Consider the following 25,317-nt stretch of genomic DNA (forward strand, 5'->3'; position numbering starts at 1 on the left):
CCATGTTCGATTTCAGGTTAAAGGTTTTTTATGTGGTAGCGAAACGGCTGAATTTCACAAAGGCAGCGGCAGAACTCTATATATCCCAGCCGGCTGTGAGCAAACATATACAGGAGCTGGAGACGTATTATGCTACAAAATTGTTCCACCGTAACGGAAGCAGGATCAGGCTTACAAAAACAGGAGCACATCTTCTTAAGAATACCGAAAAGCTGATGGAGCTGCATCGCAGGATCGATATAGAAATGGCGGCGCATGAAAACAATTCAAAAGGTACATTAAAGATCGGGGCAAGCACTACCGTTGCGCAATACTATCTCCCGAAATACATTGCATCTTTCAGACAGAAATACCCGGATATACAGGTATCAATGGTATCGAACAATACAGAGGCAATAGAAAACATGTTAACCGAAAACCAGATAGACCTGGGGATAGTTGAAGGACAATCGAAGCGGCAGAACATCAAATACAACCCTATTACCAAAGATGAGATCGTTTTATGTACCAGGACAAGCAATCAACTGATCAGAAAACCTCTTATCAGTATCGAAGAGCTTAAAAATTTACCACTGATCCTCAGGGAATCCGGTTCCGGTTCGCTTGATGTGATTGCATCGATCCTCAGCCAGCATGGCGTAAATATTTCCGGGCTGAAAAAAGAAATAGAACTGCAAAGCACGGAAAGTATTAAATCTTATCTGCTCCATTCAGACAGTTTTGCATTTCTTTCCATACACTCCATCTTTAAAGAGCTGCGTGACAATGAGCTCAGGATAATCGACATCAAAGGACTCGAATTTGAGCGGTCGTTCTTTGGCATCGTGAACCAGGGTGATATGCACAAGCTCCAGGAACTATTCTTAGATCATATATCGGCTCTACCATAATTAAAAGTTATGGAGGATCGGAAAATGTGATGATCGTTCACGGGTAATCGTGATCAAATTTGCATCTTACCAAACAGCGATGCAATGAATGGTTTACCAGCCGGAAGGAAAAATATCCTGGACAGAAAAATAACGTTAAGAGCGCTTGTTTTTATTCTGATCATTTGCCTGATGCCGCTCGTTTCACCACCTGTTGCATTATTCCTGGGCATTCTTACAACCAGTGTCATCGGCCATCCGTTCCTGCAGCTGAATCACAAGCTCACGCGTATTCTGTTGCAGTTTTCTGTAGTAGGATTAGGATTTGGCATGAATGTAAACACCGCTTTACAGGCAGGAAAAAGCGGCTTACTGTTCACGGTGTCTTCAATTGTAATTACGTTACTGGCCGGTTATCTTTCAGGGCGACTCTTGAAAATCGACAAAAAAACTTCTTATCTGATCTCAGCCGGAACAGCGATTTGCGGAGGCAGTGCCATTGCAGCAATCTCACCAGTGATCAGGGCTGAAGAAAAACAGATCAGTATTGCACTGGGCACTATATTCATACTGAACTCACTCGCGCTTTTTCTCTTCCCTGTAGCGGGTCATTTATTGCATTTATCGCAGTCACAGTTCGGCATATGGAGCGCCATTGCCATACAGGATACAAGTTCTGTGGTTGGCGCAGCCACCCGGTATGGCGCAGAAGCTTTGCAGATCGCTACCACGGTTAAACTGACAAGGGCTCTCTGGATCATCCCTGTTGCGCTGATCAGTTCACGTATTTTCCGTTCCGGAACAACAACGATAAGACTGCCTTATTTCATTGGCCTCTTTATCCTTGCCATTCTGGTAAATACCTATGTTCCGGTTATAGGAAAAATCAATACACAACTCGTAGCGGTTTCAAAAGCAGGTTTAACGGTAACCTTATTCCTGATCGGTTCCGGGCTTTCCAAACAGGTATTGGCTGCTGTAGGATTAAAGCCTGTCCTGCAAGGCATTCTGCTCTGGCTGATTATCTCACTTGCAGGACTTTGGGCTGTACTGACTTTCACTTTATAGCTTCTCTCCTCTGGTCCATTCCCGGAGGTCAGTAAAAATAATTTTGCGCAACCGAATAGTTGCACCTATATTTGCAACCAATCAGTTGCAATTTATGAAAAGAGATGTTTTCCAGGCTGTAGCAGATCCAACGCGACGCGCAATTCTTAGTCTGCTTGCATTACAGGCCATGACTCCAAATGCCCTGGCAACGCATTTCGATACCAGCAGGCAGGCGGTTTCGAAACATATCAAAGTGCTCTCAGAATGCGGGGTTGTAAGACAGCAACAAACCGGCAGGGAAATTTACTACCACTTTAATCCGCAAAAAATGAAAGAAATAGACATATGGCTGGAGCGGTTCAGGCTTTTGTGGGCCGATCGTTTCGACCAGCTCGACTCGTTATTAAATGATCTTTAAACATACAATCATGACAAACAACACAGCGATCACAAAAGACATCAGCGGCAAAAAGCTTCATGTGTCGCGACCGTTCAGCGCACCGGTAGAAAAAGTATGGAAAGCCTGGACCGAAAGCGAGTTACTGGAAAAATGGTGGGCGCCACGCCCGTGGCGTGCAGAAACCAAACGTATGGATTTCAGTAATGGCGGCACCTGGCTTTACTGTATGGTTGGTCCTGAAGGTGAACGTCACTGGTGTCGTGTAGATTTCCAATCCATTGTTACGGGTAAATCATTCACCGTGAAAAACATGTTCTGCGATGAGGATGGCAATCCCGATCCGTCATTCCCGGATATGAACTGGATAGTGAACTTCCTGCCCACTGAAACAGATACAACAATCGTAGATATTTCCATCACTTTTAACAGCGAAGAAGACCTGAAAAAGATCGTTGAAATGGGTTTCGAAGCAGGCTTTACCATGGCGCTTGGCAACCTAGACGAGTTACTGTAAAAAGCTGTTATCGAATCAGTCAATACCGAAGGAGCACATCACCGTGCTCCTTTTTAATACCTCATCCACACGCCACAGGTGTTCGGAAGAATTTATAAATCTATCAGCTTTAGAAATCGCAAGTACGTGCCGCGCTGAGTCCCTTCGGGAGATGTCAGCACAGGCAGTGTAAAATCGGTGCGATTAACCATTCACCAAAAGAACCAAACCAGTCTTTGCAGAGGCGCCTCTTTGGCTTCGGTGCCCAGCGAAGCGAAGGCAACCAAAATGATGCGCAGCACAGTTTGGTAGAGGCCAAAGCAGCGCTGGCGTAAAGACGAGGCCCAGCGGCCTGAGCGCCTGCACTGTCTGAAGGTTAAAATCTATATACAGCTTTAGAAATCTCAAGTGCGTGCTGCGCTGAGTCCCCTTCGGGAGACATCAGCGAGAGAAGACAAGGTCAATGAATTTGAAGTGGCTTAGAGAATCGAAATAGCTTCCGGACACCTGAGATCAACACTATAATTATTCAATACCGATCGCTTCCATTAAAAGATCCTCACCATGCGGGAAACTGGCCTGGCAATCTATAACGAACTTTTTCCCGTCTGTCCGCCATACAAAATAAGGCGCATTCACGAGAGGTTTGCCAGGCAGTCTGGTAATACCCACACGCGATTTCACACCAGATGAAAAAGTGCCTGCCTGCCAGTGATACATACGTGTTGCGCCATAAAGTGACCAGCATGAAATTACAAATATCTTATCGGGAGCATACCTGATCTGCAGTACATATTTGCCACTGAGCCAATGCAGCACATAAATGAACACGCCGGATACAATAACAAGTGCGGCCTGGAATAAACGCCCGGCCCAGAGTTGTCCGAAATCCAGCAGCAGCTGCACTTCGCTCACTCTTGTAACAAGTAATAAGGTAACCAGTGGCGGAACAGCCGAAATCCAGGCCAGCCAGCGCAGAACCGGTCGTTTTTCCCTTGCATCGAACAGCAGGTAACTTTTACCTGGCTGTAATCCGCCCAATCCTGCAAATCCTTCTTTCTCCAATGTCTGGCTTAACCTGCCGAGACTTTCAGCGAGCGTTTGTTTTTTCATGGTCTATTCCTGCTTTTACGCTGTTTCCGTTTTTCAGCCTCAGGTTCGGTGATCTTTTTTACAAGTCCGGAACGCGATACCAGGTAATCATTCATCCCATCGAATGCATAGGCAATGCCATTCATCATGTCTTCGATATAAGTATATTTCAACGGCAATATTTCTTTGCCGGTGCTGTCTATCAATCCCCAGTTGTCATTTTTCACTACTATGGCAACTCCTTCCCTGAACGGTTTTGCTTCATCATAGCCATTCCTGATCATTGTTTTTCCCTGTGTATTGATGTACACCCATTCTCCTGCAAGAGAACCTTCTGCAGGTGGCAACAGTACCGGCGCCAGTCCGCATGAAAAATGCTGTGCATCATCAAAACCAAAAGGGATCATTATTTCGTTTTTGCGGTTGATATAGCCCCACTTCTCTCCCAGCCTTACCGCTGCCAGGTTTTCCGAGAATCCAAGTGCATAATCATATACAAAAGGAATCACAGTTTTTCCCGTACGGTCTATAAAGCCCCACTTACCCGGGATATCATTTTCATAATCGGCATCGATGTTCACCGGGGCCAATCCTTGTGAGAAACCCTGTGCTTCGGTATACTTTAAAGGAATCGTTACCACACCGGCTTTATTCATATAACCCTGTTTTCTGTTCAGTGATACCGCCACCAATCCTTCGCTGAACGGAAAATAAATTGCATCGTAAAAAGGTTTGACGATAACCTTTCCCCCTGCATTCTTCAGTCCCCATTTATTGCCCACCGAAAAAGTCTGCTGTGCAGCCGGCTGCTGCATAAACCATATACAGACGATTAAAAAGCAAATTATTTTTTTGTTCATATCCATATAGCACATCTTTCATTTTTATCGAGCCGGTCGCGTTTGTAATAATAGACTGTTCCGGCATAAAAGGAAATGCCGGTTGCTGCAACCACATACTGCTGACCGGTATTCACATTTTTCATGATGAATAAAAAATGATCATCTTCTTCCTGCAGCTGCAACTGAGGTTCGCCCGGTGCATCAGGCCAGATCTCATTGAAGGGCATCCAGTGTTGTTTCACTTCATGAAAAGCAATTTCGAACTGGTGGTAATAGGCATAATCTGTGCTCACTGTAACAATGATCGTATCGCGCGGAATTTCTTCCCTGCGGTATGCGGCCGTAGATTCTCCTGCCTGGAAATAAAGCCAGCCGTCTTTCAGAAGCTCATTGATATATGATACCAGCTGTCTTACCGCAGCGGCTCCCGCTACAGGAATATGTAATTGTGTAAAAGCAGGACGTGCATGTATCATAAGCTGATCATACCTGTGTTTAATAATGTCAGCACTTCTGTTCTTTTATAAGAAAACAGGAATAGTAAAAACAGTATCATTAAAGTAGTCTGTTTGCCGGTAATCATCTTCGGGGTTGTATGAGCAGTTTAAACACAAAAATTAAAGCTGTGTAAGATACGGGTTAGCATAGCCGGCGTTATTATCCAAATGGACCATACCGTCAGGCCTTGCAAAAAAAAACGCCTGCCATGTTCAACGGCAGGCGGGATAAGGAATGCAGCAATGGGGGGATTAAAACTTGTAGCTGTAGCCGATGCGGAACACCTGTGTTTCGTAATAATCGGTGCTGTTCATCACAAAACCGTTACCTGTAATACTTTTCCGGATGCGTAGCGTATTGAATATATCCGTTGCATTCAGGAACAATTCACCCTGTTTGTTCCTTGTGTATTTGCGGATACCAAGATCTGTTGAAAAACGTGCCCCGATCTTTCCCTGCGGAATAATATCCGGCGCAAGATATACTGCTGCAAATTGCAGTTCTGTACGGCCGGGAAGTTTGAACGACCCGTTCAGTTTCACATTACCGGATGTAACGCGCTCTTCCGGTACAGAATAAGTGGTCGGTACCGGATATTTATTCGTAATGGTGAATGCACGGATCAGGTTCCTGTACAATGCTCCGCTCATATTAAATGAAACATAAGGATTCAGTTCCTGCTGCCATACGAGTTCTCCTCCGGTCGCAACACTTTTTCCTGCATTCTGAAATATATTATAGATCAGCGTATTTCCGGGAACTACTGTCGCGATCCTGGTAATGGTGGCGTCGGTCATCTTTGTATACAATGACGCATACATGCTACCTCTGGTCCACTTCAGCTTATAGCCCAGTTCGATGGTATTGGTAAATTGCGGGCGCAATGTAGGGTTTCCTACTTTCAACACTTCCGGTTCATCATATTTTGGAAAGATCCGGATATCCACCTCATTGGGCCGGTCTACCCGCCTGTTGTAGAACACTGATAGTTTGTTATCCTTATCGATCTTGTAGGCAAAACGTACGGCCGGGAATGGTTGCGCATAATCATAACCATCGCTTTTATAGGTATTGTGATTCGGGTTCACTTCATAATCCACTTTCACATATTCCAGCCTCAGACCTGCTTCCACTTCCAGTTTATTCGATTCGTATACATAATTGCCGTAAGCCGCCGGGATCGTTTCCTTATAAGTTGCCCAGCCACCCGCATTTACATCCAGCGGCGAATTCTGTCCGGGGAAAAAATGCATATCTGTTGGTATCGACCGGTACCGGAATTTGATCCCGGCTTCCAGGCGTCCGTGTTTTAACGGCCTGATATAATCTGCATTAAAGTCTGCCACATGCTCATCGGATAAGAGTTTAAAAGCGTCTGTACCCGTATATGAAGGCATAATATTGGTGAAGAAATACTTCTCATCTTCACGGTGAAATGTGTAATTGAATCCCGCATTTAACAGGTGCCCGGGCTGGCTGAACCTGTGCTGGTAAGTTGCCGATGCTACAGCAGTATATTTCACTTCATCTTCCAGGAACTGCCAGAGCCGCTGACGTTGCGTAAAATCTTTATTGTAATAAGGAATATCTCCTTCATCACTGATCTTTTCCCGGTTGAAATAACCGGACAGGGTAAAACTGTTCTGAGCATCCGGCAGCCAGTCGATACCCGTTTTTACCGTTGCAAATGTGGTTGTCCGGTTCCGTTTTACCTGCTGGTTGATCACTGTTCCATCTGAATAGATCCTTTCCGCAAACTCGTTCCTGTTCAACGTGCGCGTATACAACCAGTCGCCCTGGAAAAATGTATTCAGTTTGTGTTTCCGGTAATTCAGTGACAATGAAGGATTAAGCTTGGGTGTAGCGGTATATTGCGGACTGATGCCCGGCAGGTTTTCCTTGCGCACCCATAATGCACCCAGCCCTGTAGTAAGGCCGATTTTTCCGTTAAACCCTTCCTGCTTATTCTGCTTGTAAATAATATTAATGATCCCCGCGTTGCCGTTGGCCTCATAGGCAGCGGAAGGATTGTTGATGATCTCGATACGTTCAATCGCAGACGCCGGTATATTATCGAGGCCGGTTTGTCCGCCGAAACCGGTGATCGCATTCTGCCGGCCGTCAATCAGCACAGCAACCTTATCATTGCCTCGCAATTGCAATTTCCCGTCCTGCACCGTTACACCGGGAAGATTCTGCATGGCCTGTAATACGGAGCCGCCCGACTGGCTCACATTATTTTCGAGGGTAAATACCTTTTTGTCCATTTTTTCCGAAAGTCCGTCCTTACTCCTGCCGGCGCTGACAGCTACTTCTTTTAACAGTACCGGTGATTCTTTCAGGTGTATGCTGCCCAGATCAAGATAGGGACTCAGCGTACCTACCAGCAACTCCTGCCGGTACGTTTCATAACCGGTATAGGAAACATCCAGCGTAAACGAACCGCTTTTGACACCTGTGATCGTAAAACGCCCTTCTTCATTTGTAATGGTTCCGGCAACCAGTTTACTATCGGCCATGATCCGTACATTTACATAAGGTAAAGCGGTCTTACCCGGGCCGTTTCTGACCACTCCTGATATAGTAACAGCAGGTACCTGGGCGAGGGAGAACAAGGGCAAAAAAAGCAGGCCGGCGAACATTTTTCTGATCACAAGTACATTCATACCAACATAATTGACAAAAGGTGAATACGATTGTTGCGGTACAAAGCAAAAAGCTAATACTGAAGGAAATCTGAAGCCGGCCGGAAGAAGTCCTTCAGCATTCATACAGAATTTTAGTACTATTTTGTAAAAAAACAGTTTTGAAGGTATTGATCATAGAAGACGAACAGGCGCTGAACCAGGATATCACCGATTTCCTGACAGGATCAGGCTACCTGTGCGAATCAGTATCCGGTTACCAGGATGCGTTGGAAAAGATCGAGTATTACTCCTACGATTGCATTGTGCTTGATATCATGCTGCCCGGTGGATCGGGTCTTCAGCTGCTGCAATACCTCAAACAGGATAAAAAGAACGATGGCGTGATCATCATTTCTGCCAAAGGTGCTCTGGAAGATAAAATTGAAGGACTGCAATCCGGCGCAGATGATTATCTCACCAAACCTTTTCATTTATCAGAACTGGGTGTTCGGGTGGCTGCGATAATACGGCGAAAGCATTTCAACGGTCAGAACGAGATCGTTGCGGGTGAGATAAGGATCAATACCACGGGAAAAACAGTTACAGTAAACGACACACAGCTGGATTTGACACAAAAAGAATTCCAGCTGCTGTTATTCCTGGCCATCAACCGTAACCGCGTACTCTCCAAGAACGCTATAGCAGAACATTTATGGGGAGATGATATGGATTTCCCGTCGAGCTATGATTTCATTTACGCACACATTAAAAACCTGCGTAAAAAACTGATATCGGCAGGAAGCGAGGATTACATCAAATCGATTTACGGTGCGGGTTATAAAATGCAGTTACCATGAAACTCCTTGCTAAATACAACCGTGTCAATATTGTGACCACAATACTGATTTTCATTGCAGGCAGTATCGCGTTTTATTTCGTGTTGTATTATGTACTCACAGACCAGTTAGACAGAGGCCTCCGCGTAGAACAGCAGGAGATCGTCAATTATGTAAACAAGAATAATGCCCTGCCGGAGATCCACAGTACAAAGCATCAGTGGATGGAATTCTCTCAAACCAATGTGGCCATCAAAGATCCCGAACCGCATTACGGCCAGGCTTACAATATCCTTGAACAGGAGAAAGAAGTGGTAAGGCAACTAACTTTTACAACTCCCGTAAATGGTCTTTTATATAGAATTACGGTCAACCAGTCTGTAACAGAATCGGAAGACCTGCTGGAGCTGATCATCATGCTCACTATGGGGATGATCGCGCTGGTACTGATCTCCAATTATCTCGTGAACCGCAAAGTGGTTAACAAATTATGGGAGCCATTTTATGCCACGATCAATAATATCCGGAATCACAAGCTTGCCGCGCAGGAACCGTTACACCTGCCTTCGTCTCATATTGAAGAGATCGATCTGCTGAATGACAGCATCAACAAAATGACTTCCCGCATTCACCGCGACTATATCAACCTGCGCACATTTACGGAAAATGCTTCGCATGAAATGCAGACACCGCTTGCCGTGATCCGTTCCAAAACAGAGAACCTGCTGCAGGATACGGAGGGGCAGGAAAAAACCATGAAGCAGTTGCTTGCGATTGAAAGTGCAGCGATGAAATTATCGAGGTTACACCAGTCGTTACTGCTGCTTACCAAGCTGGAGAACCGGCAGTTCCAGCTGAACGAAGAGGTAAACCTCGAAATGATGCTGCGCGAGAAGCTGGAAGAAAAAGAAACGCTGATCGCCGCCCGTTCGCTGGCATTGCAGACCTATACAACGGAAGTGATCCTTTCTTTCCATCACCATCTGGCAGAAATACTCCTGAATAACCTGATCAGTAATGTAATCCGTTACACACCGGAATATGGTAATGTAACGATCAGTCTCGACCAGCAGTCATTATCTGTAAGTAACACCGCTGCAGGGGATCCGCTCGATAATGAAAAAATCTTTCAGCGTTTTTATAAAGCCGAACAATCTTCGGAAGGTACCGGACTGGGCTTATCGATCGTTAAAGAGATCTGTGCGCTTGCCGGTTTCCGGTTCAGCTACAAGTACGATCAGGGCGAGCACCATTTCCTCATCAATTTCTCCTGAATTCAGAATTTCTACAGATTGACAACGGAGGTTTGAAAAAAAAACATGAAAAAGATCCTCTTGTTCGTTTTAATGCTGGCAGCAGGAAGTTTCCTGCTGGCCATTGCAGGCTGGCAGATGCCGCCGGCAGCGGTAAAAGCGGCGTTTGTAAAAAAATACCCGAATGCCACAAAGGTGAAATGGGAAAAGGAAGACGGGAATTATGAAGCCAGCTTCACAGACAAAGGCAGTTCCTGGTCTGTCATTTACAATGGCAATGGCGTGCTGCAGGAATCCGAGCAGGAGATCACACCCGCTGAATTACCGGCAGCTGTGAGCACTTACATGAAAGAGCATTATAAAAACCGCGCAGTAAAAGGCGCTGCAAGGATCACAAAAGCCGATGGAAGCATCTGCTACGAGGCCGCTGTAAAAGGCCTGGACGTGATCTTTGACGCCAACGGCAAATTTTTGAAAGAGGTGAAAGACTGATGAATGCACATGCGATCACCGGAACAGGGACAATCAGTCCCTGTTTTTTTATTCAAAATCTGTACAGAATTGAATGCCACCTTCAGGTTCCAAAATATTAAAATGACATTGAGAAAACATTTTACGCTTCTTTTATTTTTCCTTGCAGCAATAGCAGTCCACGCGCAATCACAGACCAATATCAGCGGGATCATTACAGACAAAAACTCGCGCCAGCCGATTGAATTTGCCAGTATTGAACTCTTACATAAAGACAGTACACTTGTAAAAAGAACGGTAACAGATGCCAAAGGAAAATTCACAATCGACCAGGTAACAGCAGGTCATTATCTTGTAAGATGCAGCTTCGTAGGTTATGAGAACAATATCATTACCGTTAATGCCGGAAAAAGTACAGTAAACCTCGGAACCATAATGATTATACCGGCGAGCGGCACATTGAATAATGTTACTGTAAGTGCGGGACGAGCCATACTGAACAGTTCTATCGATCGTAAATCTTATGATGTAACCAGGGACATCATGGCGCAAAGCGGTACAGCCAGTGATATACTTAAAAATGTGCCATCAGTGGAAGTAGACCTTGAAGGCAATGTAAGTCTGCGCGGATCGGGCGATGTGATGATACTGATCAACGGGCGTCCTTCGCCATTGCTGGGCAAACTGAATAAAGCAGAAGTACTCCAGCAGTTTCCGGCCAGCTCCATCGAAAAGATCGAAGTGATCACGAATCCGTCTGCCAGGTACAGGCCGGATGGCACTTCAGGCATTATCAATATCGTCCTTAAAAAAAATGTAAAAGGCGGTTGGAACGGTACCATAATCGCAAACGCAGGCAACCGCGACAGGTATAATGCAAGCGCCAGCTTTAATTACAAACCAGGCAAGCTGAATATTTTCGGCAACTATGGCATCCGGCAGGACAGCCGGAGAAGAACCAACAGCATCAGCCGCGAATACGATGATACGATCTCTCATGCAGTAAGTGGTTATTATGACGAAACGGGCGTTTCACTAACGAGACCCCTCACCCATCTCGCTACAATCGGGTTTACTTATGCACCTGACAAAAAGAACAGCTTTGGTATTTCCGCCAATTACCAGAACCGCGACCAGGTTAAGAATGATATCAATACCAAGATCTTCTCTGCTGCATCACATACATACACCAGTTATTTCGACAGGCTGCGTTATGATCCGGAAAGCGAAAAGGAAAAAGATGCAACCGCATTCTTGGAACACCAGTTTCCCGGCGAAGACCATGTTTTGAGAGCGGAACTGACCGTGAGTTCTTCAAAGGAACTGGAGCAGAATTTTTATACCAATCAATACAAAGTACCGGCAAACTACAGCACGAAAGACAATACCCGTATTTACCAGGGCGATGACCAGCAACAGCTGACCATTGATTATACAAATACATTATCCGAATCTTCAAAACTCGAAGCCGGTTATTCGGGATTTTTCAACCAGCAGGATTTCAATTTCTTCAATGAATATTATGACCAGGCAAGCAATAAGTTTGTGACCGACAAGGTGAAAACAAATCGTTTTCTTTTCAGACAGACGATCCATGCTTTGTATGGCACTTACCAGAAGAACTATAAGCGTTTTGGATATTCAGTCGGCTTACGCATCGAACAAAGCCTGATCAATGGCTACCAGGTAACTTCGGATACCACCATCCGCAACAATTACCTGAAGCTTTATCCTACCCTGCACCTGGCCTATATGCTCAAAGGCCAGGACCAGCTGCAGCTGAATTACAGCCGCCGGGTTCACCGTCCTGAAGGCGACGATCTCAATCCATTTCCAGAATACCAGGATCCGTATAATGTAAGAGCCGGCAATGCGGCGTTACTGCCTGAGATTATCCACTCTGTAGAATTTGGTTACAAATGGCAGCACAAGAGCTATTCCTTTGTTCCAAGCCTGTATTACCGCTATAAACAGAACGGCTTTACACAGGTAACGGTTCCGCTGAACGACAGTGTATTGCTCACCACGCAGCAGAATCTTGCCAACGATGAATCTGCAGGCCTGGAACTGATCTTTTCCGCTAAAACCGGAAACTTCATTTCATCCAACCTGAATGTCAATTTTTTCTATAACCGTATCAATGCAGCCAACCTTGGTTATTTCGACCGGAGAACAATTCTTTCATTCAGCACCAATTTCAACACAACGCTTACGATCAGTCCGGCAACCATGGTACAGATCAGCGCTAATTACCGTTCGGCAAGGTTAACGCCACAGGGGAAAAATTATCCTTCTTTTGTACTCAACACAGGTATCAGGCAGGATTTATTCAACAAAAAGATGTCGCTGATCGTAACCGTGTCCGACATTTTGAGAAGCCTGCAGCAGAAGTCAGAACTGAATACGTCTTACCTGAAGCAGGTGTCCGTTAACAGGCGCGATGGCCAGATCCTGTATGTAGGTATCAGCTATCGTTTTGGCAAATTGATAAAGAAAGCGGACGACAAATTACAGTTCGATACCAATTAATTGCATCCCGGCTCCAACCTTTTGAGGTTTACTCACTCTTAACAGTAACCAACCAACTGTTTATGAAGAAAAAACTCATTATCATCATGCTGGTTTGCTTGCCAGCCTTTTACAGCAGGGGGCAGGATTCGCTCCTGTTCTCTGCTTTCCCTAAAGAAGAAACGGTTCATTTTGAAGAATTCATGCCTTTTAAAAAAGGTCAGGCGCGCAAACTGTTCCTCGACGGTTCAACATTATATATCTGGGCGAATGACAGTGATGAGGGCTACTTTTTTTATGCCTGCAACCTGAACGATAAGAACCAGACAGGCAGGTATTTCACACAGGGTAATGGCCGGGGCCAACTGTTCAGTCCGTTTTCAGGCGGCATACACAACGGTATGATGTGGCTGCATGATCTCAACCTGGATAAGATTGTTACGATTCAACCTTCGAAAGAATCGGATGTGGTGAACGAATACAAAATCCCCCGGTTTTACTATTCACTTCAGCTTACCGATAGTTTCCTGTTATGGGGCTCGGGCGCAGACCATTCGCAGCAGAAGCTGCAGCAGATCGATATGCGTACCGGACAGGAATTGAAAGAACTCGGCACTTTCAGTAATGCCCCGGCCGGAATTCCTTTTTATTCCTGGAAGAATGCCTATGAAAGTTTCCTGTTCACGAGACCATCGGGAGGAAAGGCAGCATTGGCCGCGCGCCTCACAGATCTTGTTGAGGTATTTGATCTCGAAAATGGAAGAAGCAGACAGGTAAAAGGACCGGAGAATTATCCGCCTGCATTCAGACCGATCCAATCCTTTGGCAAAGACCTTGCAGAAAGGATCAGCCAGACGCGTTTTGCATTTGTGAACGGCGCAGTAACCGACCGGTATATCTATCTGCTCTATTCCGGCAATAACCATGAATCCCGGTACCTGGATCAGGGGATGTACATTTTCGTATACGACTGGCAGGGCAACCCTGTTAAAAGACTGACATGCGACCGTTATATCAAATGTTTTACGGTATCGGATGACGACAGCAGTATCTACGCATTTGATGTTTCCCGTAAAGCGATAGTAAAAATGACCGGAAAATAAACCTGACGCTGTTCCAACTTTCCGGAGTTTTGCACTCTTACTACAAAACAACCAACTGTTTATGAAAAAAAATCTCTTAGCAACCCTGCTGGTTTTGCTCACCGGCAGCTATTCGATCTCTGCTCAGAATGCAGATACGGTATTAGCCCGTGTTTATTACCAGTTTATACATGTGAACGATACCAACAACCGCGACAATCCCGTAAAGGAAGAAATGGTATTACGATTAGGCAGGCATTCCAGCCGTTACAGGAACTCCGTGCTTGATCAGGTAAAAAAGAAAAAAACGAAGGAAGAAGAAGAGGCTGCAGCTTCAGCAGCAATGCCGATGCGCGTGGCCGCCGGTATGCCTATGGCAGTTGTAAAAGGAATGGGCTTCAGCGACGAAGAATACCTTCAGCTGCTGAATGAGGACAAATACATTACAACCGCATCGCTTGGCACACAACAGTACATGATTGAAAGCGCACTGCCTAAAATAGACTGGAAGATCGCGGCGAATGAAACAAAAACGATCGGTGGTTATACCTGTCAGAAAGCAACGGGAGATTATGCAGGCAGGACTTATACCGCCTGGTTTGCACCGGATCTCCCATTCCGCAACGGCCCCTGGAAATTATCCGGATTACCCGGCCTGATCATGGAAGCGAAAGACAGTAAAAATGAAGTCATGTTCCTCTTCAAAGAAATCTATAAGGAAGAGCTGGATGAAACAACTGCAGCCGGCAGAACAAGGACGATCAAAATAAGTGAGGATGCTTACCTGCGTGCGAAAAAAGCGTATGATGAAGATCCTGTTGCGGGTATGCAGGCACAGCTATCACCTTCGGCACCGCCTGTAAAAGTTGCTTACCGTGATGCTTCCGGTAAAGCCACCACAGGTGATGAAGCGCTGGCTCTGATTGAAAAGAACAAGGCTGCGTTAAAACGCGTTAATAATCCTCTTGAGCTGAAGAAGCCTTAAAGTATGCCCTGCCCCACATATTAATTGCTCACGCCCTAATACTGCAAACTTGAGTTTATTATACCCCACTCACCGCAGCGGAATATCGCTATGCAGGTATGTTACCGGCAGCCTGTACAGGCTACTGGCAATATGTATCCTCCTTTGCATACTTCAGCCGGTTTACGCCCAGCAAAAAAAACTGACCGGCACCCTGAAATCCACAGCCGGAAAACCAATTGATCATGGCAGCATCCTGCTGAAAAACAGCCAGGGTCGTATTATTCTTTTCGGAACCAGCGATATCCAGGGGAAATATACACTTCTCCTGCCTGATACATTACAGACTGCCGGACATTATCTCGAAGTGAACCTGCTTGGTTTTGCCAAACAGCAACAACCACTGCTTGCAGATAAATCCCAGTATGATTTCCTGCTTGAAAACAATGCGGTCAGTCTCCCGGATGTGAAAGTGAAGAATACGATACCTGTACAGTCGCTTGGTGATACCCTCAGCTACAATGTAGCTTCTTTTGCGAGAAAGGAAGACAGGACCATCGGAGATGTGATACAGCATATGCCCGGGCTTGAAGTGAGCGACAATGGTCAGATAACCTATAATGGTAAGGCCATTTCCAACATGTATGTGGGCGATGATGACCTGCTGAACGGCCGTTACGGGTTGGCAACAAAGACCATTTCGAAAGATATGATCAAATCAGTGAACGTTATGCTCAATCATCAGCCGGTTAAAGTACTGAAGGATGTTAAGCCTACAGATAATGTAGCCGTTAACCTGGTATTGAAAGACGAGAACAGTATTAAAGTGTCCGGCCAGGCCATGCTGGGCGGAGGTTTACCGGAACAGTTCGATGCGGCTCTGAACACCATGATGTTCAATAAAAAGTTCAAAATGCTGAATGTGCTCAAAGGGAATAACAGCGGCATCGATTACCGCAGCGATTTTGAACAGTTGGGCAGCAATGACCTGATGATAAATGTGGGTAACACAAGGCCTGTGGCGCTTTTATCGGCAGGTACAGCAGGTACACCAGACCTGCCACGTAAAAATTATTACCTGAACCGTTCGGGCGTGCTGAATGCCAATAACCTTGTCAATACGAAATCCGGGCTCCAGCTTCGCTCCAACATACAGTTTTTCCTCGACCGAAGCATACAGGATTACCGCATCTCTACCGAAACTTATCTCCCGGGAGACACGATCCGTTACAATGAAATACAGAACGCTGTCCGGCATCCCTTTGTAATCAATACTGCGTTCAACGCTATGGTGAATAAAACAACCTATTTCCTGAACAACAGCCTCAAATTCAATATAACCGGCGATAACAATGCAAGTCATATGGATTTCAATGGCAAGGGTTTTGGCCTGAACTTGCGTGAACGTTCCTACGATATCAGTAATGATTTCAACTGGACGCCGATGTTACGAAACCGGAATATCATCCACCTGCGCTGGTACGCTAATTATTACAGCAATCCGCAGAAGTTATATATCGACCAGGGACTCAACAATGATATACTGAACAACAACCAGCCTTATCTCGCTATCACCCAGCAGGCAAAAACACCAACGTTTTTCAGCCATGCCGCCCTTGCTTATAATCTTACCAAACACCTGATCAAGCAAAGCTACCAGGCCGGTATCATCAATGAAGTGCAGCAGCTGAACTCAAATCTAGACCTTACACAACTGAACGGAAGCATCAATCCTTATGCAGGTGATGTTGGCAACGCATTGCAGTGGCACCGCAGCAGGATATACTTTAACAGCAGTTACGACCTCAGGAAAAAGAATTGGGTTGTAAGCCTGTCTGTTCCCATAGCAGGGCAATTCATCAGTTACAAACAGAAAGAGTACCAGCTGGATGAGCGTAAAACACAGCTTCTCATCAATCCCGTACTGCGTGTAAACTATTCATTGAACATGGAAGATTATATACAGGCCAGTTATACGTTCAATAATAATGTGGGAAACATATCCGGTGTATACAGGGGCGCGGTGCTCACGAATTACCGCATGCTCTATTCCAACGATGCAGAACTTCAGGAAAAAACAAGTTCGGGAACCGGCATCAGCTATTATTACAAGCGTTCTATAACTATGCTTTTCATGAACGCAGGCATCCGTTACAACAAGGTCACGGCAAACTCCGTATTATCGAGCGTTATCACCAATAATGTACAACGGACTGTACTCCTACCCTATGAGAACGATCAGAGCAATCTCAGTGCGGATGCGGGTATCAGCAAATACCTGTTCTGGCTGCGCAGTACTGTAAGCGTTAAAGCCCTTGCAAGCAGGCAATATTATAACCAGTTCTTCAACGGCTACAAACTGCCTTTCAGGAACGATCTTCTTAACCTGCAGTTTGGATTCGACAGTAAATTGCCGGGCTCAATCAGTTTTGCCTATCGTCTGAGCAGTTCCTGGAATACCGGCCGGCAGCTGGCCAGTCATGGTGTGCAGCCCATCGGCGTTATCAGCAAAATGAACAGGATCGATCAGCAGGTGTCACTTTCAAATGCATCTGTGAGGAACCTTTTCATTACATTGAAGGCAGCGCACAGTCACAGCCGGCAGGCGGCCATGATGCCGATCGGGTATTTTTTTGCGGATGCGAACCTGCGGTACAAGGCAGTGAAATGGCGCACCGATATCGAGCTTGATGTGAGCAACCTTTTCAATGTACAGCAGTATGAAACGTACCAGTTAACAGCCAATATGTTCTCGGCAAGCCGTTATGATATAAGAGGGCGGATGGCTATTCTGCGTGCAACATTTACATTGTAAGCAGCAGCAGCTATACCCCGACAATTTCGTCGAACCGGTCTTTCTGATTTTTTCTGCGATCGTATTCTGCAGTTGTTTTTGTTCCGAACTGCTGTTCTTCTTCAGTGCCGTACATTTTGAAATACCAGTGATTCCTTTCCTTCAGGCGTGCCTGACCTGCTGCATCTTCAAGGCCTACGGTATCACCCCCATCTCTGAAGATGATCGATGAATAGTGATTATTCCAGGGGCCGTTATCATTTCTGTCGTTATAATCGATATAATGGTAATCGCCAATATTACCACCGTTCTGCTGTGCACCGGTATTGCCAACCAGGTAGGCACGGAGCATGCCACAGGATGTAGGCAGATAAGGCACATCCTGATTATACGTTTCAATATTCTCGTCCATGATATCCAGCTGCTTGTCTATCTCCTGCAATATGAACTCGAGTGAGAGGGTATTGTCATCGGAATAGATGTATAATTTATGCACCAGGTCCTTGGCAAAATTTCCGTTCTGCGGCGCATTCGCTGCATCGAGTAACTGCCTGATCTCGTCCTTGGGCGCATGCGCCTGTATGCGATTCCGGATTTGAGCCATAACCTGCCTTCCATCCAGCATTTGCTCATGCTCAATTTCAATAGCTGCTAACTCACGGATAAGGTTTTCAATATTACCGGCCGCGTTTCTATGTCTTGTGAGCTGAGCGCGATACCAGGGATCACGCGTACACTTAGTGAGAAAGTTCATGGTCAGATGAAAGCCATGCACCATTTTGTAATTGAGTTGTTGCCTGCTCTCCGCTATACCCCGTTCCTTACTTACCTTGCTCCCGTATTGGCCGGGCACATTCCTGAATTCCGGCACAACCTTCGAATAATCGCGGTGGTTATGATGCCATGTTTCGCCTTCTGTCAATTCCACATTTTCTATGTCCTTATCTCGCAGTGCATCATTTGCATCAGCAATGCGGTCACTGTCCATGTAAAGCTCTTTTGAACCATCACGGCGGAGAATGGCATGCCCATTTGCAGAAACAAGGTAACCCGTACCCAATTCAGTCGCGTAGCGCTGTACTACCGGTGGAGCTGAAGACATCTGCTGGTAAGTTCTAAGTTGCTTTACACGGTTGCTGTTATCAGCCATCGACTGCCATTGACGATGCGCAGCAGCCTGCGGACTGCTATCGGCGAGTTTCTGCAGCGGGGCTGTACCGGACTTCCGGTCAGGCTCAGAAAGCGCCTTTTTCTTTCCTTCCTTTGCTTTGCGCATATATGTTTTCATAAAGGGATTGGGGTTACAATGGCTTAAGGAATACCAGCTGTTTAAAAATAAAAGATTTTCCTGATAAAAAGTATTGCCGGAATACACTACAAAGTATGGGCACGGCAATCCGTTTTTGCACATTCTGTTAGCCGCATTCACTATCTTTCTGTTTCAAACAGTCCTATGATGAAAAAGTTATCGTGTTTATTGCTGATGTTAACCGGTTTTACCCTCGCCCTACAGGCACAGCAGCAGTCTTTTATTAAAGACAGCCTGGAACAATACATCATCAGGGGAATGAAGAACTGGCAGATCCCCGGCCTGGCCATAGCCATTGTGAAAGACGGGAAAACGGTGTTCATGAAAGGCTATGGCGAACGCGATATGCAGACGCATGCTCCCGTTGACGAGAACACCCTCTTCATGATCGCCAGTAACAGCAAGCTTTTTACAGGAACGGCACTGGCCCAGCTTGAATACAGCAACAAGCTCTCGCTGAATGATAAAGTGACCCGGTATTTTCCCGATTTTAAATTGTACGATAAAACAACCACCGAGCTCGTTACTGTTAAAGACATGCTCGGGCACCACCTCGGTACAAAAACCTTCCAGGGCGATTTCACTTTCTGGAACGGGAATCTCAGCCGTGAAGAGATCATGTCCAAAATGCGCCTGCTGCAACCCACCGGGCTGTTCAGACAGGATTACGGGTACTGCAACAGCTGTTACCTGACAGCAGGCGAAGTGATCCCGAAAGTCAGCGGCAAGCCATGGGAAGTTTATGTGTACGACAGTATCCTGATGCCGCTGGGCATGAAGAATACCCATACGCTCGTAACAGGCATATCCCAACGCGCAAATGTATCAAAACCCTATACCAATGCCTTTACCGGCGAACTGAAAGAACTGCCTTATGATATAGTAGACAATCTCGGGCCGGCAGGCAGTATGGTGAGCAATGTAAAAGACCTTTCGAAATGGCTGCTGATGCAGTTAGACAGCGGCCGTTATGAAGGCAAACGCATTCTTCCCTGGAATGTGATCCGCAGAACAAGAGATGTGAATACGGCCATATCAAGCCGGAAGAATGCGATCTATCCTACCCATTTTACCAATTACGGTCTTGGAGTAATGATGACCGATTACAATGGCAGGCAGGTATACTGGCATACCGGCGGCGCATTCGGCTTTGTAAGCAATACCTGTTTTGTACCGGAAGCAGGTCTCGGCATTGTGATACTCACCAATAACGATAACCAGAATTTTTTCGAAGCTTTGCGTTACCAGCTGCTGGATGCATACCTCGGCATGCCTTATACAGACCGCAGCGGCGCACAATTATCTAATCATAACAAGCAGCAGGCGTCTAAAGTGACAGCTGTAAAAGAATGGCAGGCAAGAGTCAAAGACAATGCCCCACCCCTTCCTTTAGAGGCTTATTCCGGAGAATACAGCAATGAACTGTATGGCAAGATCCGGATTAGTGTAGACGGTGCCGGACTAAAGATCAAATTCAATGGTCATAATAATCTTTTTGCGAAGCTGCAGTACATGGATCAGGACGAATGGCTGATGACCTATAACAATATCGCCTATGGCATTTTCCCGCTGAAGTTCAATATTACCAACGGGAAAGTAACCGGCACCAGCATCCGTGCGAACGATTTTGTGGAATATGATGCCTATGAGTTCAGGAAGAACCCTTAACCATACAACCAAACCATGCACATGAGATATCTATTAGCCGCGGTACTGCTCAGCACGTCGGCCGCATCCGCACAACAGGCGCTGCCCGGTAATTACCAGCAGCTTGTCACCGGCATCACACCCAAAATGGTGGAATGGCGCAGGCATTTTCACGAGAACCCGGAGCTCTCGAACCGGGAAGTAAAAACAGGCGCTTATATAGCCGCTTACCTGAAAAGCATCGGACTCGATGTTAAAACAGGTGTGGCCGGCAATGGCGTCACAGCTGTTTTAAAAGGCGGCAAGCCCGGTCCTGTAGTGGCTTTGCGTGCCGATATTGATGCATTACCTGTAACAGAGCGCGTTGCACTCCCCTTCGCATCGAAGGCAACGGCAACGTTTAATGACCAGACGGTAGGCATCATGCACGCCTGCGGACATGATGCACACATCTCTATTCTCATGGCAACGGCAACTGTGCTTAAACAGATGCAGCAGAGCGTTCCCGGCACAGTGGTATTCATTTTTCAACCGGCAGAAGAAGGCGCTCCCGATGGTGAGGAAGGCGGCGCGGCACTAATGGTGAAACAGGGCGTGATGGATAACCCGAAAGTGGATGTTATATTCGGACTGCATATACAATCAGGTGTACCTGCAGGAGAGATCCAGTATAAATCCGGCGCTTTTATGGCGTCATCGGATTGGCTGAAAATAAAAGTAAAGGGCAAGGGTGCACACGGATCGGCTCCCTGGAAAGGTGTTGACCCGATAGCTGTGTCATCTCAGATCATAGAAGGACTGCAGCATATCGTGAGCAGGCAGATGGAACTGACGAAAGGCCCCGCAGTTATTACCATCGGTGCTATTCACGGAGGCGTAAGGAACAACATCATTCCTGAAACATGCGAAATGCTTGGTACCATCAGAACACTCGACAGCAAAATGCAACAGGAAATACACGAGCGGATCCGCAACACCGTAAAACATATTGCAGCATCAGGAGGTGCAGAAGCAGAAGTAATCATCGATACAAAAACACTGGTAACTTATAATGATCCCACGCTGGTACGACAGTCACTTCCTTCGCTCGAAAAAGCAGCAGGTGGTGCTGTAAAAGAAAGAGACTGGGATACCGGTGCTGAAGATTTTTCATTTTACGGCACAAAAGCACCAGCCTTCTTTTTTTACCTCGGTGGCCTCCCTCAGGGAAAAGATCCCAAAACCGCACCATCGCATCACACGCCCGATTTTTATATTGATGAAAGTGGTTTTGCAACAGGTGTAAAAGCATTTTGCCAGCTTGTTTTTGATTACGTAAAACCTAAATAAAGCCGATCTTTATATTATCATCTATATCTCAAAGCCATGAAGAAAATTGTATTGTTTGTATTCGGTTGCACCGGGATTATGGCAGCATCTGCACAGCAAAAGCTCAGTCCCGAGCAACTCTGGAAATTAGGCCGGGTTTCTGCGCTGGGGGTGTCGAAAGATAAAAAACAAGTGATCTATTCGGTAAGCACTCCGGATGTAAATGAAAACAAAAGCAAGAGACAGCTTTTCGTGATCCCGGTATCCGGAGGTACAGCTGTTGCCGTCGGTAATGCAGACAGCCTGCTGGCCAATGAGAAAATATCTCCCGACGGGAAATTTATACTCAGCTCAGATGCAGTAAAGATTCAGGATGTGACCGGCAAAGACCTTTATCCCGATCTTCCCAAATCGAATGTACAGGTTTATACCTCGCTCAACTACAGGCATTGGGACACCTGGGAAGACGGCAAATTTGACCATGTGTTCGTGGCACCGCTGAACAATGGCATTGCAGGGGAACGCAAAGACATCATGTCCGGAGAACCCTATGATTGTCCGCAGAAACCCTTCGGTGGTGATGAGGATTTTATCTGGAACCCAGACGGCAGGCATATCGTTTATGTAACTAAAAAACTTGCAGGAACGGCATATGCAGTAAGCACGAACACCGATCTGTACGAATATGATGTACAGACAGGCACCACCCGTAATCTCACTGCAGATAACAAAGGTTATGATGTAAGTCCTGCCTTCAACAGCCAGGGCGAGCTTGCATGGCTGCAGATGAAAAGAGATGGATACGAGGCCGACAAACAAAACCTTGTTGTATGGAATAAGGAAGGAAATTTCAAAGTGAACATCACTGCAGACCGTGACGATCTGCATGTTGAATCATTCCGCTGGGCCGATGATGGCAGAAGCCTGTTCTTCATTGCACCGGTTAACGGAACGCTTCAATTATTCCATACCACTTATCCAGGTCGGCTTATGATGATGCCGCAGATCACACAGCTCACCAGAGGCGATTTCGATATCAGCGCCATAGCCGGTCAGTCGGGAAACCAGCTGGTGGTCTCAAGAACAGATATGAACCATGCAGCAGAACTGTATACCGTGGATATCGCCAACGGCAGCATGCAGCAGCTCACACATGTGAATGATGCCGCTTACAGCAATATTGCGCAATGCCGCACAGAACGCAGGTTTGTAACTACAACCGATCATAAAAAAATGCTGGTGTGGGTGATCTACCCGCCCGGCTTCGATCCGGTAAAGAAATATCCTACCCTGCTGTATTGCCAGGGAGGACCGCAATCGCCACTGACCCAATCCTACTCCTTCCGGTGGAACTTTCAGCTGATGGCATCACAGGGTTATATCATTGTAGCGCCGGCACGCAGAGGCATGCCAGGTTTCGGAACAAAATGGAATGAGCAGGTAAGCAAAGACTGGGGCGGGCAAGTGATCAGGGATTATCTCAGTGCAATTGATGCGGTATCCAAAGAACCGTTTGTTGACAAAAGCAGGCGCGGTTGTGTAGGCGCCAGTTTCGGTGGCTTTTCTGTATTTGCACTGGAGTCTGTGCATGAAGGAAGATTCAAAACATTCATTTCCCACGATGGCATTTTCGATTTCCGCAGCATGTATGGCACTACCGATGAACTGTTCTTTGAGAACTGGGAAAAAGGCGGCCCATACTGGGAGAAGAAAAACCTGGCAGCACAACGTTCCTTCAGCCAGTCGCCGAGCAATTTTGTAGATAAATGGAATACGCCGATCATGATCATACAGGGTGGCAGGGACTACCGCGTACCTGTTGAGCAGGGGCAGCAGGCATTCCAGGCGGCACAGCTAAAAGGCATCAAAAGCAAATTCCTCTACCTGCCCGAAGAAAACCACTGGGTACTGAGTGCCCAGAATGCCCTGGTATGGCAGCGGGAATTCTATAAATGGCTGGATGAGACATTGAAATGATCTTCATTTTTTCATACAAAACGAAAATGGGTTCCTTTCTCACGAAAGAAACCCATTTTTATTTAAACCACGCTTACTAAATCAATAAATACCGCACTATCGCTCATTTCCGGGGGCAAAATTAATTATTTTCATTGGCAAAATTGCAATATCTTTCACATATCTGCATAAAAACGCAAACGAAAACCTACGAAAAAGTCCAATTTCTTATGAGAAAGTACTACGCTCTTGCTTTTGCCGTTTTTGTCATAGCCTCCTGTGGCAAAAAAGATGTAACAACCCCCACAACACAACCGCCGGTTGTGCCACCAGTTACCACTACTATTGCACCGCCACCTTCCCTTGGGTTTTATGTGGTGGGATATATTCCGAGTTACCGCGATCCGGCAACGATTGCTGATAACAAGTACAAGATGTGCAATGTGATCAATTATGCATTTGCGAGCGTTACATCTACCGGAGGTTTAAGCGTTGCAGTTCCGGCAAGATTAACAGCCGTTCAGGCCAAAGCGAAGACTTATGGCGCGAAGATCATGATCAGTGTTAACGGCTCTATTGCCGACTGGAAAAACATGGCCGCTACTCCTGCAGGAAGGACCAGCTTTGTAAAGCTTCTGATGAACACGGTGAGAACCTATTCGCTGGACGGTGTTGACATCGACTGGGAATATCCTTCCACCAGCGATGGCACCGACATCACGTATACTGCACTGATGAAAGAGCTGAGCGACAGTTGTCATACGAATGCGAAGTATTATGTTTCCACTGCACTCACTTCAGGTAAATATGTTGGGGCTTATACCAATGCTATCCGGGACGAGTTGCTGCAGAGCAACTACATCGATTTTTACAATATCATGGCTTACGACGATTTCAACACAAGCGTACCATACAGGCAGCACAGCGATTACACGCTTGCGCAGGTATGCCTGAATTACTGGATGAACACGCGCAAAATTCCTTCATCAAGGGTTGTGCTGGGTATGCCTGCTTATGGCAGACCAAGCGGGATCACACAGACCGGCACTGTTCTCACGTATGCTGATATTCTTTCGAAAGGCGGCAGTTCGCAATCAGATTCGGCGGTAGTTACAGCCGGTGGATTTACGAATTATACCATTTATTACAATGGTCAGTTCACCATCAAGAAGAAAGCGATGCTGGCTAAAAACTCGGCCGCGGGTATCATGCTTTGGGAAATGGGCCAGGATACCAATGACGCCAACTCTTTATGGAAAGCCGCATGTGATACATTAGGAAGAGCCTATTGATTGATATACCCATCAAACAAAACAGG

The 25,317-nt window shown here is 46.2% G+C and carries 20 protein-coding genes; 15 read left to right on the forward strand and 5 right to left on the reverse strand.

Annotation, left to right across the window (positions count from 1 at the left end; all coding sequences use genetic code 11):
• Positions 1-2: 2 nt before the first annotated feature.
• The 4 genes from B5D42_RS14845 to B5D42_RS14860 all read left to right on the forward strand — a co-directional run bounded on the left by B5D42_RS14845 (position 3) and on the right by B5D42_RS14860 (position 2,833).
• On the forward strand, positions 3-890 hold the full coding sequence (locus B5D42_RS14845) for a LysR family transcriptional regulator (protein ID WP_078832311.1): 888 nt from the start codon (positions 3-5) through the stop codon (positions 888-890).
• An 84-nt stretch (positions 891-974) separates the two neighbouring features.
• Positions 975-1,937 carry a YeiH family protein gene (locus tag B5D42_RS14850; protein WP_078832312.1) on the forward strand — a complete coding sequence of 321 codons (963 nt, stop codon included), beginning with the start codon at positions 975-977 and terminating at the stop codon, positions 1,935-1,937.
• Between the two features lie 94 nt (positions 1,938-2,031).
• Positions 2,032-2,337 carry an ArsR/SmtB family transcription factor gene (locus B5D42_RS14855; protein ID WP_078832313.1) on the forward strand — a complete coding sequence of 102 codons (306 nt, stop codon included), beginning with the start codon at positions 2,032-2,034 and terminating at the stop codon, positions 2,335-2,337.
• Positions 2,338-2,347: 10 nt separating this feature from the next.
• Positions 2,348-2,833, forward strand: a complete 486-nt coding sequence (locus B5D42_RS14860; RefSeq protein ID WP_078832386.1) for an SRPBCC family protein — start codon at positions 2,348-2,350, stop codon at positions 2,831-2,833.
• A gap of 504 nt (positions 2,834-3,337) precedes the next feature.
• Here the strand turns inward: B5D42_RS14860 and B5D42_RS14865 are convergent.
• The 4 genes from B5D42_RS14865 to B5D42_RS14880 form a co-directional block, all read right to left on the reverse strand.
• Positions 3,338-3,925 (reverse strand): hypothetical protein, encoded by a 588-nt coding sequence (locus B5D42_RS14865; RefSeq protein ID WP_078832314.1) that lies wholly within the window; start codon positions 3,923-3,925, stop codon positions 3,338-3,340.
• Positions 3,922-4,719: a WG repeat-containing protein gene (locus B5D42_RS14870; protein WP_176113030.1), complete on the reverse strand. Its 798-nt coding sequence runs from the start codon at positions 4,717-4,719 to the stop codon at positions 3,922-3,924. Before B5D42_RS14870 ends, B5D42_RS14865 begins: the two co-directional genes overlap by 4 nt.
• Positions 4,720-4,760: 41 nt before the next feature.
• Positions 4,761-5,222 (reverse strand): hypothetical protein, encoded by a 462-nt coding sequence (locus B5D42_RS14875; protein WP_078832316.1) that lies wholly within the window; start codon positions 5,220-5,222, stop codon positions 4,761-4,763.
• Between the two features lie 273 nt (positions 5,223-5,495).
• The gene (locus B5D42_RS14880; protein ID WP_078832387.1) at positions 5,496-7,910 is read right to left on the reverse strand and encodes a TonB-dependent receptor; all 2,415 of its coding nucleotides are present in this window, start codon (positions 7,908-7,910) and stop codon (positions 5,496-5,498) included.
• Positions 7,911-8,050: 140 nt separating this feature from the next.
• Between B5D42_RS14880 and B5D42_RS14885 the strand changes: the two genes are divergently transcribed.
• The 7 genes from B5D42_RS14885 (at position 8,051) to B5D42_RS14915 (ending at position 17,800) form a co-directional block, all read left to right on the forward strand.
• Positions 8,051-8,728 (forward strand): response regulator transcription factor, encoded by a 678-nt coding sequence (locus tag B5D42_RS14885; RefSeq protein WP_078832317.1) that lies wholly within the window; start codon positions 8,051-8,053, stop codon positions 8,726-8,728.
• Positions 8,725-9,981: a sensor histidine kinase gene (locus B5D42_RS14890; protein WP_078832318.1), complete on the forward strand. Its 1,257-nt coding sequence runs from the start codon at positions 8,725-8,727 to the stop codon at positions 9,979-9,981. The genes B5D42_RS14885 and B5D42_RS14890 overlap by 4 nt, the downstream gene beginning before the upstream one ends.
• A 45-nt stretch (positions 9,982-10,026) precedes the next feature.
• Positions 10,027-10,452, forward strand: coding sequence for a PepSY-like domain-containing protein (locus tag B5D42_RS14895; RefSeq protein ID WP_078832319.1), 426 nt, complete (start codon positions 10,027-10,029; stop codon positions 10,450-10,452).
• Positions 10,453-10,554: 102 nt separating this feature from the next.
• On the forward strand, positions 10,555-12,960 hold the full coding sequence (locus B5D42_RS14900; protein WP_176113031.1) for a TonB-dependent receptor: 2,406 nt from the start codon (positions 10,555-10,557) through the stop codon (positions 12,958-12,960).
• Between the two features lie 62 nt (positions 12,961-13,022).
• Complete coding sequence (locus B5D42_RS14905; protein ID WP_078832321.1) at positions 13,023-14,042, forward strand: BF3164 family lipoprotein; 1,020 nt, start codon at positions 13,023-13,025, stop codon at positions 14,040-14,042.
• A 61-nt stretch (positions 14,043-14,103) separates the two neighbouring features.
• On the forward strand, positions 14,104-15,006 hold the full coding sequence (locus tag B5D42_RS14910) for a GLPGLI family protein (RefSeq protein ID WP_078832322.1): 903 nt from the start codon (positions 14,104-14,106) through the stop codon (positions 15,004-15,006).
• A 49-nt stretch (positions 15,007-15,055) separates the two neighbouring features.
• Complete coding sequence (locus tag B5D42_RS14915; protein WP_078832323.1) at positions 15,056-17,800, forward strand: carboxypeptidase-like regulatory domain-containing protein; 2,745 nt, start codon at positions 15,056-15,058, stop codon at positions 17,798-17,800.
• Positions 17,801-17,810: 10 nt separating this feature from the next.
• Here B5D42_RS14915 and B5D42_RS14920 read toward each other — a convergent pair whose 3' ends face one another.
• Entirely contained in the window at positions 17,811-19,067 is a 1,257-nt protein-coding gene (locus B5D42_RS14920) for a hypothetical protein (protein WP_139367184.1), read from the reverse strand.
• A 168-nt stretch (positions 19,068-19,235) separates the two neighbouring features.
• Between B5D42_RS14920 and B5D42_RS14925 the strand changes: the two genes are divergently transcribed.
• The 4 genes from B5D42_RS14925 to B5D42_RS14940 all read left to right on the forward strand — a co-directional run bounded on the left by B5D42_RS14925 (position 19,236) and on the right by B5D42_RS14940 (position 25,291).
• Positions 19,236-20,756, forward strand: coding sequence for a serine hydrolase (locus tag B5D42_RS14925; RefSeq protein ID WP_139367185.1), 1,521 nt, complete (start codon positions 19,236-19,238; stop codon positions 20,754-20,756).
• 21 nt (positions 20,757-20,777) lie between these two features.
• On the forward strand, positions 20,778-22,064 hold the full coding sequence (locus tag B5D42_RS14930; RefSeq protein ID WP_078832326.1) for an amidohydrolase: 1,287 nt from the start codon (positions 20,778-20,780) through the stop codon (positions 22,062-22,064).
• A 36-nt stretch (positions 22,065-22,100) separates the two neighbouring features.
• A complete protein-coding gene (locus B5D42_RS14935) occupies positions 22,101-24,020 on the forward strand; it encodes a S9 family peptidase (protein ID WP_078832327.1) in 1,920 nt (639 codons plus the stop codon).
• Between the two features lie 209 nt (positions 24,021-24,229).
• Positions 24,230-25,291, forward strand: a complete 1,062-nt coding sequence (locus tag B5D42_RS14940; RefSeq protein WP_139367186.1) for a glycosyl hydrolase family 18 protein — start codon at positions 24,230-24,232, stop codon at positions 25,289-25,291.
• Positions 25,292-25,317 lie beyond the last annotated feature (26 nt).

This window comes from Sediminibacterium ginsengisoli, from assembly GCF_900167075.1.
GTDB lineage: Bacteria > Bacteroidota > Bacteroidia > Chitinophagales > Chitinophagaceae > Sediminibacterium > Sediminibacterium ginsengisoli.

Coding starts and splice junctions, on each gene's coding strand:
- B5D42_RS14880 (WP_078832387.1), bottom strand. CDS start 7,910: ATGAATGTACTTGTGATCAGAAAAATGTTCGCCGGCCTGCTTTTTTTG.
- B5D42_RS14905 (WP_078832321.1), top strand. CDS start 13,023: ATGAAGAAAAAACTCATTATCATCATGCTGGTTTGCTTGCCAGCCTTT.
- B5D42_RS14890 (WP_078832318.1), top strand. CDS start 8,725: ATGAAACTCCTTGCTAAATACAACCGTGTCAATATTGTGACCACAATA.
- B5D42_RS14935 (WP_078832327.1), top strand. CDS start 22,101: ATGAAGAAAATTGTATTGTTTGTATTCGGTTGCACCGGGATTATGGCA.
- B5D42_RS14895 (WP_078832319.1), top strand. CDS start 10,027: ATGAAAAAGATCCTCTTGTTCGTTTTAATGCTGGCAGCAGGAAGTTTC.
- B5D42_RS14930 (WP_078832326.1), top strand. CDS start 20,778: ATGAGATATCTATTAGCCGCGGTACTGCTCAGCACGTCGGCCGCATCC.
- B5D42_RS14845 (WP_078832311.1), top strand. CDS start 3: ATGTTCGATTTCAGGTTAAAGGTTTTTTATGTGGTAGCGAAACGGCTG.
- B5D42_RS14910 (WP_078832322.1), top strand. CDS start 14,104: ATGAAAAAAAATCTCTTAGCAACCCTGCTGGTTTTGCTCACCGGCAGC.
- B5D42_RS14865 (WP_078832314.1), bottom strand. CDS start 3,925: ATGAAAAAACAAACGCTCGCTGAAAGTCTCGGCAGGTTAAGCCAGACA.
- B5D42_RS14850 (WP_078832312.1), top strand. CDS start 975: ATGAATGGTTTACCAGCCGGAAGGAAAAATATCCTGGACAGAAAAATA.
- B5D42_RS14860 (WP_078832386.1), top strand. CDS start 2,348: ATGACAAACAACACAGCGATCACAAAAGACATCAGCGGCAAAAAGCTT.
- B5D42_RS14855 (WP_078832313.1), top strand. CDS start 2,032: ATGAAAAGAGATGTTTTCCAGGCTGTAGCAGATCCAACGCGACGCGCA.
- B5D42_RS14875 (WP_078832316.1), bottom strand. CDS start 5,222: ATGATACATGCACGTCCTGCTTTTACACAATTACATATTCCTGTAGCG.
- B5D42_RS14870 (WP_176113030.1), bottom strand. CDS start 4,719: ATGCAGCAGCCGGCTGCACAGCAGACTTTTTCGGTGGGCAATAAATGG.
- B5D42_RS14900 (WP_176113031.1), top strand. CDS start 10,555: ATGACATTGAGAAAACATTTTACGCTTCTTTTATTTTTCCTTGCAGCA.
- B5D42_RS14925 (WP_139367185.1), top strand. CDS start 19,236: ATGAAAAAGTTATCGTGTTTATTGCTGATGTTAACCGGTTTTACCCTC.
- B5D42_RS14920 (WP_139367184.1), bottom strand. CDS start 19,067: ATGAAAACATATATGCGCAAAGCAAAGGAAGGAAAGAAAAAGGCGCTT.
- B5D42_RS14940 (WP_139367186.1), top strand. CDS start 24,230: ATGAGAAAGTACTACGCTCTTGCTTTTGCCGTTTTTGTCATAGCCTCC.